Raw genomic sequence first — 13931 nt, forward strand, 5'->3', positions numbered from 1 at the left:
CCCCATTCGTGCTGCACCTTCGGGGAAACGATCCGCCATAATGGACTCAGGGGGATACCACTATGCAGGAGACAAGCTTGACCGTCACATCAGCTAAGCCAGAACAGCTCAACGTCGCACCGGGCTCGGTGGTGAGGATCCGAGACGAGGAATGGCTGGTCACAGCGGCAGAGCCGTCCATCGACGGCACCCTCGTGAGAGTCCAAGGCCTCACCGAGCTGGTCCGTGACACCACGGCAGCGTTCTACTCCGGCCTCGACGACATCGAGGTCGTCGACCCGGCGAAGTCCAAGATCGTCGCCGACGACACACCGAATTACCGCAAAGCACGCCTCTTCTTGGAAACTACGCTCCGGAAAACGCCGACGCCGCAATCCGCCAAAGAGCTCACCGTCTCCACCCGCATGCTCTCCCGCAACCTCAAATACCAGCAGATCGCCGTCGCCAAAGCGCTGGATACAAAGAACATCCGCCCCCGCATCCTGATCGCCGACGCCGTGGGTCTGGGTAAGACGCTGGAGATCGGCATGATCCTCAGCGAGCTGGTGAAGCGCGGCCGCGGGGACCGCATCCTAATCGTCACGCCCCGACACGTTCTGGAGCAGATGCAGCACGAGCTGTGGTGCCGGTTCGCCCTGCCGTTCGTGCGCCTCGATTCCGCCGGCATCCAGAAAGTCCGCCAAAAGCTGCCGGCCACCCGCAACCCCTTCACGTACTACAAGCGCGCCATCATCTCCATCGACACCCTCAAGAGTGCCCGCTACCGCGCCCAGCTGGGCAAACTGCAGTGGGACGCCGTCGTCATCGACGAATCCCACAACCTCACCAACACCGGCACGCTGAACAATGAGCTGGCCCGCATCCTCGCCCCTAACGCGGAGGCGCTGATTCTGGCATCCGCCACCCCGCACAATGGCCGCAACGAATCCTTCGCCGAACTGCTCCGGCTCCTGGACCCCACCGTCGTCCGGCCCGACGGCAGCTTCGACGCCAAACAGGTCGAGAACCTGATCATCCGCCGGCACCGCCACAGCCCCGAGGTCGCCCAGGAAGTGGGAGCCGATTGGGCCGAACGAGAAGAGCCGGACAACCGCCTCGTCTCAGCATCGGCACCCGAAAACGCCATCGCAGATGAGCTATCAGACGTCTGGCTCTACCCCGAAGGCCGCCCGGCACCCCACTCCGGGCAAAATGGATCCCTGTTCTCCTGGACCCTTGCCAAAGCCTTCCTTTCCAGCCCAGCCGCGCTCCTGGAAACCGTCACCGAACGCCTCAAGAAGCTCGATGCTGATTCCCCGGTCGAGGCCAAAGAAGCGGAAGCACTCACCCGCTTGCAGGACCTGGCAAAAAACGCCAACACCGGGGAATCCGCCAAATACAACGAACTGGTCAGTTACCTCAAACGCATAGGCGTCGGTAAAGGCTCCAACACCCGAGCCGTCGTTTTCGCCGAACGCGTGGCCACTCTGAAATGGCTGCAGGACAAACTCCCTAAGGCTCTCGGCCTCAAGCCGGAGAACATCGGTCTGCTGCACGGCGGCCTCAGCGATATTGACCAGCAGCGGATCGTGGATCAGTTCAAGCGAGGCAACAGCCCGCTGCGCGTCCTGGTCACCGGCGACGTCGCCTCCGAGGGCGTGAACCTGCACGCCGAATGCCATCATTTGATTCACTTCGACATCCCGTGGAGCCTCATCCGCATTGAACAGCGCAACGGGCGCATCGACCGCTTCGGGCAGCGTCACAAGCCGCAGATCACCACCCTGCTGCTCAACCCGGACAACACCCGCTTCTCCGGCGACATCAAGGTCCTGACCCGGTTGATGGAACGCGAACATGAAGCCCACACCGTGCTCAACGACGTCGCCTCGCTGATGGGGGAGTACAGCGAAAAGAAGGAAGAGGATGCCATCCGAGACGTCCTCATGGGCAAGAAGGACTTCGAGGACACGGTTCCGGATCCGGAGGCAATGTCCGACGACGACTGGGACTTCCTGGACGCCGTCCTGAACCCGGAAACGCAAAAGGACCACGTCGCAGAAACAATCCCGGACATCCCGGTGGAAAAGCCCCTCGGCCTCTACCCGACGGACCTGGATTTCCTCGACGAAGCCCTCAACGAAGCCTTCGGGGATCCGCAGAAGAAACTGGGCTGGACCATACACCCCGGCCATGGCATCGCCGAGTTAGAGCCGCCCGCCGACCTGCAGCACCGGCTCGGCTACCTCCCCCAGGACTACCTCTCCGAACGCAAGGTCACCGAGAAGCTCAAACTTGCCACCAATGTGCAGGCCGGCACCCGGGAACTGGACCGTGCCCGCGAGTCGGACACCATGAGCTGGCCCGAAGCCCACTACCTCGGGCCGCTGCACCCCGTCCTGGACTGGGCCAGCGACCGGGCTCTCGCATCCATGTCCCGCAGCGAAGTCCTTGCGGTGCGCGGCGACGTCGACGTCCCTCAGGTCCTGCTGATGGGAACCCTGATGAACCAGCGCGGGCAGGTGGTGTCCAAGGCGTTCATTGCGGTGGAGTTCCCCAACCCGCAAAGCCCGGACTTCTGCATCGCCGAGACCATTCCGGACATCGGCCGGCACCTGGCGGAGATCGGTGTCCACACCAAGGCAACCAACCCCGGACCGGTTCAGCTCAACGGCCTGCAGGACCTGCTGCCGCACGCCGTTGAACATGCGACCAACAACCTGGAATTCACCTTCAGCGAAGCCGCGAAACAGGCCAGGGCCCGTCTCGATGCCTGGACCAGCCGGGCGCACGGCTGGACGGAGGAATCTCTCGTACTGGCCCAGCGCGCAGAAGTCCGAAAGCAGCGGGAACGCGTGACAGAGGAGCAACGTGTTGCCCAGTCACTTGCTCCCGCCCAGAGGCTGGTCCGCCCGCTGCTCGTTGTGGTCCCGCGCAATACCCCTGCCGCTCCTTTGGAAGGTGCTAACCAGTAATGCCGTCTTTTGATTCGATTGTTGTCGGTGAGGACTGGATCAGTGAGCACTTCTTCACCACGGATTCCACCAAAGAGTCCTACCAGGCCGAGGTCATCAAGCTCCGCAAGTCCTGGGACGAACAGGCCAAAGGCGGAGACCCGACTACGCTGACCCGTTTCGCGGAGGTCCGCGGACGGGTGCAGGCGCTTCTATCCAGTCTGGCCGAGGACCCGTCAGGTGCCGCTGAAGCCTATGCCGTGCTGCGGCACGCTTTGGGATTCCAGGGCACGACGGCGGCCGTCACCTTCACCCGCAGCGGCACCGAAACTACGGTCACCGGCGTGTGGACCACCGGCCAGTCCGAGGTGCTGTTCCTGGAAGCGACGCCGGCTGATTCCCCTGAAGATGTCCTCTCATCGGTCCGGCCGCTGGGCAGGGTGCTGGTTGACGGCAAGGAAACCGACCTCACTGCCGCGAAGCTTGTGTCGGAGATGTACCTGGCCGATCGGGCACCCCGGTTTGTGGTCATCATGGCCGGGCGCTGGATGGTGCTCACCGAGCCCGAACGCTGGGCTGAAGGACGCTACCTCGCCGCGGACGCACTGCTCGTCGCGGACCGGAACGACACTAAGAAGTACGGCGAGACCGACCGGTTCCTGAGCATTTTCGGCAGGGATTCGCTGATGCCCGCCCCGGACGGATCCATGTGGTGGGACACCGTGCTGGAGTCCTCGGTCAAACACACCGTCGGTGTCTCGCAGGACCTGCGGGAAGGGATCCGCCGCTCCATCGAAATCATCGCAAACGACGTCCTGCAGCGCCGCGCCGCCCGCGGCTTTCCCGAGGACGACGTCGACGGTCAGGTTCTGGCCAAACAGTCCCTGCGCTTCCTCTACCGGATCCTGTTCCTGCTGTACGCGGAAGCATCCCCGGAAATGGGAGTGCTTCCCGTCGGAGCTGGCGAATACAGCGAGGGATACGGTCTGGACAGGCTCCGCGAACTGACCCTGGTGAACATGCAGTCCCGCGAAACCCAGCGAGGCACCCACATCTATGATTCGCTGGAACTGCTCTTCCGGCTTGTCGACGGCGGCCATGATCCGGCTCGCGGTATGTCTCCCGATGAGACGGAACAGGCGAGCGGAGACAATGAAGGCCTGGTCTTCCAGCCTCTGAAGGCAGACCTCTTCCAGCCCGAAGCCACCTCACTCATCAACGAGGTGGGACTCAGCAACTCGGAGCTGCAGCGGGTATTGCGCAACCTGCTGCTGAGCAAGGAATCCCGTGGCAAAGACCGCGGCTTCATTTCCTACGCGGAACTGGGCATCAACCAGCTTGGCGCCGTGTACGAAGGTCTGATGTCCTATACCGGTTTCATCGCCGGCGAGCCGCTCTATGAGGTGGCGAAGGACGGCAACCCGGAAAAGGGCTCCTGGGTTGTTCCGGTGGACCGGGCTGACTCCATCGATCCGAAGCATTTCGTTAAGGCAGAGGACGAGCTCACCGGGGAGAGGAAACCCGTACGGCATGAAAAAGGCTCGTTCGTCTTCCGGCTGGCCGGGCGGGAACGCCAGCAGTCCGCATCCTTCTACACTCCTGAGGTCCTCACGAAGTTCGTTGTGTCTCAGGCGCTGGAGGAACTGCTGGACCAGGACGGCGAGATAACCCCGGCTGATGACATCCTCAACCTCACTGTGTGCGAACCGGCCCTGGGGTCTGGAGCGTTCGCGATTGAGGCCGTGCGCCAGCTTGCCGATGAGTACTTGAAGCGCAAGCAGGCTGAACTCGACACTCAGATCCCGGCCGACGAGTATCAGCAGGAGCTGCAGCGGGTCAAGGCGCAGATCGCGCTGCACCAGGTGCATGGCGTAGACCTGAATTCGACAGCAGTGGAATTGGCCGAAGTCTCGTTGTGGCTGGACACGATGGTTCAGGGTCTGCAGGCGCCCTGGTTTGGGCTGCGCCTAAGGCCCGGCAATTCGCTGATCGGTTCACGGCGGGCGACCTATTCGCGCGCGGCAGTCTTGGACAAATCGTGGCTGAAATCAGAACCCTCCGAAGCGCCGCTCATGGGTCTCGTCGAGGCGATGGCCAACGACTCGGACGACCCTCAGGTGGTGTCACGCATCCATCACTTCCTGCTGCCTGCCGAAGGGTGGGGTGCCGCTGCAGAAGCGAAGGAAGTGAAAGACCTGGCTGGGGAAGCGCAGAAGGAGCTCAAAGCCTGGCGTTCCCGGATCAAAGCCAAGCCGACCAAAACGCAAATCGACCGGCTGGTCGGACTCGGCGGTCGAGTGGAGTCTCTGTGGAAGCTGGCCCTGCGCCGGCTCCAGATCGCCGAGTCGGAAGCCCGCCGGGACATCGAGTACTTCGGCAAAGCTGAAGCCGCGGACAACGTCGACGGAACCGAACAGGAACCGCGTGAAGCTGTGAAGCGGGAACAGATTGAGGATTCGATCAATGACCCCAACGGCTCATATCAGCGGCTGCGTCGGGTCATGGATGCTTGGAATGCTCTCTGGTTCTGGCCTCTAACAAATACAGCAACCGCAGGAGCCCAGCCTCCAACTTTGGAGGACTGGATTTCTGCTCTCGAGGGGATCCTCGGTCATACCGCTGGCGAAGCTACCTCACGAAAGTACGGGCGAGTTGCAGGCCAGACATCCGTTCTATCAATGGCGTCATGGGGCGAGCTAGATGGCATCGAATCGTTCGATCACAGCACCGCACAGGTACAGAGAATCAGCGCAGTACTTGAACAACACCCGTGGCTGAAGGTTTGCGACAGGGTGGCGGGGGCGCAGGGCTTCTTCCACTGGGAACTCGATTTCGCGTCAGTGTTTGGTCGCGGCGGTTTCGATCTTCAGGTTGGAAACCCCCCCTGGGTTCGCCCTGACTGGGACGAGAACGCCATGTATGCGGAGTTTGATCCATGGTGGCAGCTCAACGATAAACAAACACAGACTGCCAAAGAGGAAAAGAAAGAACAGGCCAAGTCTGATAGTTATCATCGAGATTTTCTAACCGATCAGGCGACCATAATCGAAGGCACTCGATCATTCCTATCATCCACGGTCGCTTACCCCATCGTGGCCGGACTCCGAGCAGATCTTTACCGTTCTTTCATGGAGCGCTGTTGGGGTTCGATGGCGCCTAGGGGGAGTGTCGGTCTTGTTCACCCGGAATCTCATTTTACTGAGAAGAAGGCTGCCCATCTTAGGGCTGAGGCATACCGTCGCCTAAGAAGACATTGGCACTTCAAGAATAAAAAGAAATTGTTTTCCGATTTGACGGATCAATTGGATTTTGGTGTGCATATTTATGCATCCACGAGGGATCCAAGATTCATAATGGGTGCATCCCTTTATCAACCGGATACGGCGGAGAGGTCCCTGTACCACGATGGGTCAGGCGAGCCACCTGCCCTTAAGTCTGCAGCAGGGGAGTGGGATTCTCGCCCACATGCAGAACGCATCATCGATGTGGATGAAGCACTGTTGAGGGTATGGGCCGACCTGGTGGACGATGCTCAAACTCCAAGTGTTCAAGCGCGTATGGTCTATCCCATCAACCGGACAAGTTCGCGAGTACTCGAAAAATTGTCGCGGGCTCCTCGCGTTCGCAGGCTTGGACTTCAGTACTCATCGGGTTGGAATGAAACAATAGATCGCAAGAAGGGATACTTTGAGGTGGGCTTGGATTTCCCCCCATCTTGGGATGAAGTTATTTTACAAGGTCCACATTTTACGCTTGCCAACCCCTTTTCGAAGCAGCCCCGCCCAGTCGTTAGGAGCAACAATGACTGGGATGAAATAGATCTTGAGGCTATTACAAGCGACTTCGTGCCGCGGACCAGCTATCAGGTTAGCGCTGACCGAAGTCGATACGCTCAGGGGTATGGATATTGGATTCATGATGATGAAAAGGTGTCGTCGCGAGATTTTGCACGCCTTGCAATAAGTGAATACGTTGGCAGCGTAACTGGTAAACGCACCCTCCAAGCCGCCGTGATTCCCTCGGGTGTGACTCACGTTCACACCGTCAATACCTACGGTTTCCCTGACCACTCGCGGCTCGAGGAGCTGTACGTCCTCGGCGGTGTGCTGAGTTCGCTCCCTCTTGATTTCCTGACCAAGATTCGTGGCCAAGGTCATTTGTCTTCTGACTCCGTGCTATCGCTTCCCATAGATATGGAACATGCAGTATGCAAAGAAGTAGCTTTCCGATTTAAGTCCCTAAACGGTTCCGGAATCCGTGATGACCTGATGCCTAGGCTTCGTCTTGAGGCTGAGCGACGGCAGGCATTGGTGGAGATTGATGTATTGAGCGCGATTATGTTTGGTCTGACCGCAGACGAGCTTTGCACCATTTACCGCACTCAGTTCCCAGTTCTCCGCGGTTACGAGCAGAACGACCTCTACGACGCCAACGGCCGCAAGGTGCCTGGCGACATGAACCGGCTCTACCGCAAGCTCGGTGAAAAGCTGACGCTCGAGGAACGCACCTGGACTCATCCCCAGAGTGGCGTCGAGTACGTGTTCGAATTCCCTTTCCGGAGCTTTGACCGGGAAGAGGATATGCGTAAGGCTTACGCACACTTCGAAAACCTGCTGGGGGACAAGAGCTAAATGTCGGAACTGCTTCCTACAAGCCAGAGCCAGGACCTGCGAAGCGGCCTGTCTGACTTCCTGGCGACCACCTTCGCCCTCACCGACACAGGGGCGCAGTCGGCGATCCAGGACTTCCTCTCCGACCCCGAAAAGGGTTTGTTCAAAGGTCCTTATGTTCGGCTTCGGCTCCCGTTCGAGAGTGCAGCACCGGGATGGCGCGACTGCATGGATTGGTACCAAGGCTTCGAGCCCTACGGTCACCAGGCACTGGCCTTCCAACGGCTCAGCAGCAAAGCGCCAAGGTCAGCAGTCAGCGGCAGGAGATACCGCCGTCCCGAACCGACGCTGATCACCACCGGCACCGGCTCAGGCAAAACCGAGGGGTTCCTTTACCCGATCTTGGATCATGTGCTCCGCGCCAAGAAGGACGGAATCCCGGGCATCAAGGCGCTCATCCTTTATCCAATGAACGCCCTGGCGAACGACCAGGCCAAGCGTCTTGCAGACATGCTGACGAAATACCCGGAACTGAGCGGGGTGACCGCCGGACTCTACACTGGGCAAAAAGACACGCCGCGGACGAAGGTCTCGCCTGACGGGCTGATAAATGACCGGGGAGTTTTCCACGAGGATCCGCCGGACATCCTGCTGACGAACTACAAAATGCTGGACATGCTCCTGCTGCGGCACGACGACGCACCGCTCTGGGCCAAGTCCGCCCTCAGCCTCCAGTACGTTGTCCTGGACGAATTCCATACCTATGACGGCGCCCAGGGAACCGACGTCGCCATGCTCCTGCGCCGGCTTGGCCTCACGCTTAAGAGCTACTGGCCCGAGGACCTCACAGACGCGCCGCACGGTCTCACCGAGCAGGACCGCGCCCGCCCGCTGGGCCGCGCCACACCCGTCGCTACATCCGCAACCCTCGGCAGCGGGGGTGACCCGCAAACTATGTTGGATTTTGCCGAAACCGTTTTCGGCGAATCCTTCCCGCCGGAAGCCGTCATCACTGAATCCCGGCTAAGCCCACAAGACTGGGCAGCCCTTGGCTCCGGGAAAGCGCAGAACAAGAGCCTGCAAGCGATCAGCCTGGGAATCGCAGAAACGAATGTTACGGTCGCCACCCTTCGAGAGGAAGGAGCGGATGTCGAGGCCGTCGTCGAACGGGTGCTTGATGCCCTCTTCGAAACGCCTCCCGACGATCTGCTGGATGCCGTCCGAACCCACCCACTCACAGGCGCCCTACTCGCGAACGCCACAGACGCCGTCGCACTCTCCACGCTGGCCGAGGCAGTATTCCCGGCCCAGGTTGCCAATCGCGCCCTTCCAAAGGGTGCAGTTGAAGAGTTCCTTTCCCACATCATCGCGCTGCTGAGCCACATCCGCGCGGGCACGGGCAGGGAAGCGCTGGCCGTGGAGACCCACTTCTGGATTCGGGAAATGTCCCGGGTAGACAGTGCAGTGGACACGGTCCCGAAATTCCGTTGGGCCGACGACGGTGTCGACCAGTCCGAGACCGTGTTCCTCCCCGCCCTCTATTGCCGGCATTGCGGACGGCACGGCTGGGGAGCCCTGCTGGCGCCCACCGGGATGGACCTGGAACTGGACGACTCCAAGGTCCGTGAATCCCGGCTGGTGAACAACCCGCGGTTCCGGACGCTCATTTCAGCCGCGGACGAGGCCGACGCCGTCGAGTTCAACAGGGACGGTGCGGAGAGAATCCAAGGCCTCTACTGGCTCCACACCGCCAACCGGAGTCTGTCCAAAACCCCGCCCGCGGATGACAGCGCCGACCTGCTGCAGGGCCGCATCATTCCCGTCCTGATGCTCGCCGGACAGGACGCAGACGACCAGTCCAAACAGGACGTCTGCCCGGCCTGCCTGGCCAAGGAAGGCATTGCCTTTATGGGCAGCGCCATCTCCACCATGCTCTCTGTGACCATCTCCAACCTCTTCGGCGCGCAGGGGCTCCACGAGGCCGAGAAGAAGGCCCTGGTTTTCACGGACAGTGTCCAGGACGCCGCGCACAAGGCCGGCTTTGTCCAGTCCCGGTCGCACACCATGACCCTCCGCACCGCCCTGCGCCGGGCACTGGGAGATGACGTCAGGACGCTGACCGAGGTTGTGGAGGCCGCCATCTCCGGCGCTTCAACTCCCGCCGATCGGTACCAGCTGATAGCGCCGGAGTACGCGGACCGCAAGGAATTCACCCCCTTCTGGCGTCCTGGTTCTCCGCCGTCGGCCCGAACCACTGCGCGCAAGTATGTCCGGCGTCGTCTGCAGTTCGACGCCATCCTCGAGCTGGGGCTCCAATCCCGCACCGGCCGGACCCTGGAGCTCACCGGGGCAGTCGCCGTCGAAACCGATGCCGGAAGCCCCACGCGAATGCTCACCGTCGCGGGCAAGGCCTGGGAGAGCGCCCAGCACCAGACCATGCTCGGCGAAGCCGCTCCCACCCCCGAACAGCTGCTGCAGTGGGTCCGGGGAACTGTTGAGCGCGTGCGCCTCCAGGGCGGCATTTATCATGACTGGCTGAAAAACTACATCGCCAAAGACGGCAAGCGCTGGCAGATCTGGGGAGGGCGCCCCAAGGGACAGGGTATGCCCGCTTTCCCGAAGGGCCGCTCCGCCCCCACCTTCCCTAGGATCGGGAAGGCTGATGCGACGGCGGAGAACTTCGACTCGGTCACGTCCACCGCGTCCTGGTACGCCCGTTGGACCTCCCGCTGTCTCGGCGTCCCGACGGCAGACAGTGCATACCTGGCCAAAGCGCTCATCCTCGCGTTGGCCGAGGACGAGGTGCTGGGAACATCCCGTACGGAGTCCGGTGCAGACATCTACTGGCTGGACGCCGACAGGATCCTGGTCTCTCCACCCGCTGCCGACGACCTGAAAAACAAACAGCACGTCCTGGCCTGCACGGTCTGCCACGCAGTAACGCCGGGAAGCCGGACGGTCTGCGAACAGCTTGAAGGCGCCCCCTGCACACTGGTGCGCTGTCCGGGGAAGTTGGAACGGACAGAAGGCCATCCTGAGAACTTCTACCGCAAGCTTTACTCCTCGCAGGAGAGCAAACGCGTGGTGGCGAAGGAACACACGTCCCTGCTGGACGACGCCACACGCATCACCTACGAGACCCAGTTCAAATCCGGGTCCAAGAACCCGCAGGCACCCAATGTCCTGGTAGCGACGCCGACTCTGGAGATGGGCATCGACATCGGAGATCTCTCCTGCGTCATGCTCGCTTCGCTGCCCACCTCCGTTGCCTCCTACGTGCAGCGGGTGGGCCGCGCCGGCCGCCTGACCGGCAACTCACTGGTTCTGGCATTCGTCCAGGGCCGCGGCGAACACCTGCCCAAGCTGAACGAACCACTCTCTGTCATCAACGGCGTCGTTAAGCCCCCGGCGACGTACTTGGACGCCGAGGAAATCCTGGCCCGCCAGTACGTTGCTCATATCGCCGACCGCTTCGCCCGTGACTCCGGCCGCCGCCACCCCCGCGAGGCCATCCATGCCCTGGGTAGCGTTGACCCAGGATCGTACCTGGGTGACCTGATCCAGGACGCCACTGCCAACGCTGGTGCTTATCTGCAGGATTTCCTAGGCCAGTTCGGTGACAGTCTGTCCGAGTCCAGCCGGAATCGTCTGGTTGCGTGGGCTACGGAGCACGACGACGGCGAGCCCAGTGATCTGGCCCGTCACCTTGTCCGTGCCTCCGGGCAGTGGAAGGCGGACATCGAGGAACTCGAGGCCCGGCGAAAAACCATCGACGCCGTGATGCCCGAGCTCCTCAAGGCGGCCGAGGACGAGGAACGTCTAGGCAGCGACTCCCTTGACGCTCGGCAGGCACTTCGTACGGCGAAGGCGACACTGCGGATGATCGGCGGAAAGCTCATGGAGCTGCGCGGCGTTTACTGGATCTCAGTGCTCGAAGCCTACGGGGTCTTCCCGAATTACACGCTGCTGGATGATTCCGTCAGCTTGGACGTGGGGCTTTCCTGGAAAGATGCCGACACTGGCGAGTTTGACGCGGACACTCTCACCTACAGCCGCGGCGCGTCCGTCGCGCTGAGCGAGTTCGCGCCCGGAGCCACGTTCTATGCACAGGGTCTGGAGATCCAGATCGACGCCGTTGACCTCGGTCCGCAGCAGAGCAACGTCATGCAGTGGCAGGTCTGCCCCAACTGCGGGTGGATCAACAAAGAGGTGGCGTCCAGCAAACCGGTGGACTCGTGCCTGCGCTGCAAGACCAGCGCCATTGCAGATATGGGTCAGGTTCTGAACGTTGTCCTGATGAAGAAGGTCTCCGCGGAAATCCGCCGGGATGAAGCCGCCATCAATGACCGACGGGATAACCGCGTCCGCGAACGCTTCACCATTGCGGCTGCAGCAGACATCGATGAGCAGCATCTGCAGAAGCGCTGGTTCATTGATGGCCTCGATTTCGGTGCCGAGTACTTGAACCGCATCGACATCCGTTGGCTGAACACCGGCCGTACCGCGTCGAACGGCGGGGTGCGGCTGATTGCCGGCGACGAGGTCAAGACTCCGATGTTCCGGCTGTGCTCCTACTGCGGCCAGCTGGACCAGGCAGCCAAGGAAAACAAGCCAACCGAACATCGGTTCTGGTGCAAATACCGGAAGCAGGAACAGGAAAGCATCCGTGATGTGGTTCTGGCCAGGGAACTCAGCACCCAAGGCGTGGTGCTGCACCTGCCTCCGGAGGTGACGTTCGGTGACGACTTCTCAATTCCCAGCCTCCAGGCCGCGGTCCTTCTTGGCCTGCAGGAAGTTCTGGGCGGCGCCCCGGATCACCTCGGCGTGCTGCGCATCAGCGACCCCGTCTACCAGGACAACCGGCCGGCTCTGCTGTTGCATGACAAGGTCCCCGGCGGCACCGGGTACCTTGCCGAGTTCGGAGACCCCGGACGGGTGTGGCAGCTCTTGAACGCAGCATGGGCAGTGGTAAGGGACTGTCCTTGCCGGAACGAGGAGCGGCTGGCCTGCCACCAATGTCTTTTGCCGCATGCGGAGCCATGGCAGGTCGATAAGGTAGCCAGGGCTACGGCCGAAAGAATCCTTCGCCGGCTGCTTCTGGTGGGGAACGACGAAGCCGACGCCGCGCCGTCGTTCGATGCTTGGGAAGTGACCGAGGAAGTACCGGCCCTGGACCAGAGCACGGAGTCCTTCCTGGAGAAGCGTTTCCGCAAGGCCTGGACGGACCGGCTCAAGGACGTGGGCGCGCACATCAAGGTGACGCCGGGCGCGTTGGCTGACACCATCACGTTCCGAATCCCCGGGCAGTCTTTCCAATGGCAGCTGATACCGCAGGCAGACGTAGCGGGAACACGTCCGGACTTCCTCCTGCGTGGCCCGGCGGATCCTAACTTCCCTGTCCTGGCGGTTTACACCGACGGACACAAGTTCCACGCGAGCCAGGAACACAACCGGATCGCTGACGACGCCGAGAAGCGGAACCGGCTGCGGCACACCACCGAGCTTTCTGCGGCCGTCGTTCCCTGGGCCATCACCTGGGACGATGTAAAGGCATTCGAAGCTGGACCTGATGCGCCGGTCAACATGCCCGGCTGGGTCAACGAGAAGTTGAACGCCCAGCTGATGATGAAGTATCCCGTGGACGCTGGCATCATGAGCCAGCTGGGGCGGGATGCCGTCTCCATGCTGTGGGAATGGGTGAACCGTCCTGACCCGGAGGCGTGGAAGAAATTCTCCGAACTGGTGCCGCTGATGCTGATGCAGCAGAAACCGCAACCTGCTGACCGGGACGCCGTATACGCGCACGCTCGAGAACTGGCGCAGGGAGTCCAAGTGCCACTAACGCCTGGTGACAGCACTGGTTGGAGCTACCAATCGGCAAGCATCGGGTTCACGGCAACCGGCTCACCTTCGAACCTTCCTGCCGTGACCGTGGGGCTCTGCCTAGATGATCGGGGAGAGTCCCTGTCCTCTCAGGGCCATGAAGAATCGTGGCGGAGCTGGCTCCAGCTGTCCAATCTTTTGGCTTTCAAAGCACACGGGATGACGATCGGATCCGTCCTGTCCACCGTGAATGCCGGAGACATGAACGCTGAAGCGGCTCAGCGTGAAGCAGCGCAAGCCGTGGGCAGCGATTGGCAGGAGCTGCTTGCCGATGCCACTCAGGCGGAAAGGGCTGTCCTGCTGCGTCTCGAAGCGTCTGGTCTGCAGCAGCTGCCGGAGCTGGGGTACGAGCTCGACGGATGGGTAGCCGATCTTGCCTGGCCAGAGGTCCAGGTCGCGTTGGCCTACGACGACGAATCACGGGCCAAATTCGCCTCCGCCGGCTGGAAAACAGCCACCGATATTGATGAAATCCAGGAACTTCTAGAGGCAGTGGGGGCTTGAA

At 61.5% G+C, this 13931-nt stretch carries 3 protein-coding genes; all 3 read left to right on the forward strand.

From position 1 onward, the window contains the following. Positions 1-77: 77 nt before the first annotated feature. Genes CXR00_RS12810 through CXR00_RS12820 form a run of 3 tightly spaced genes read left to right on the forward strand, consistent with a single transcriptional unit; the run spans position 78 to position 13930 of the window. Positions 78-2954, forward strand: a complete 2877-nt coding sequence (locus CXR00_RS12810) for a DEAD/DEAH box helicase (protein ID WP_258060445.1) — start codon at positions 78-80, stop codon at positions 2952-2954. Next, positions 2954-7564 (forward strand): DNA methyltransferase, encoded by a 4611-nt coding sequence (locus CXR00_RS12815; RefSeq protein WP_104054961.1) that lies wholly within the window; start codon positions 2954-2956, stop codon positions 7562-7564. Before CXR00_RS12810 ends, CXR00_RS12815 begins: the two co-directional genes overlap by 1 nt. Continuing rightward, positions 7565-13930, forward strand: coding sequence for a DEAD/DEAH box helicase (locus CXR00_RS12820; protein WP_104054962.1), 6366 nt, complete (start codon positions 7565-7567; stop codon positions 13928-13930). Position 13931 lies beyond the last annotated feature (1 nt).

Source organism: Arthrobacter sp. 9E16 (assembly GCF_002929435.1).
GTDB classification, from domain to species: Bacteria; Actinomycetota; Actinomycetes; order Actinomycetales; family Micrococcaceae; genus Arthrobacter_B; species Arthrobacter_B sunyaminii.

Bases quoted from the DNA above. Each gene is read 5' to 3' on its own strand.
- CXR00_RS12815 (WP_104054961.1), top strand. From the start codon at position 2,954: ATGCCGTCTTTTGATTCGATTGTTGTCGGTGAGGACTGGATCAGTGAG.
- CXR00_RS12820 (WP_104054962.1), top strand. From the start codon at position 7,565: ATGTCGGAACTGCTTCCTACAAGCCAGAGCCAGGACCTGCGAAGCGGC.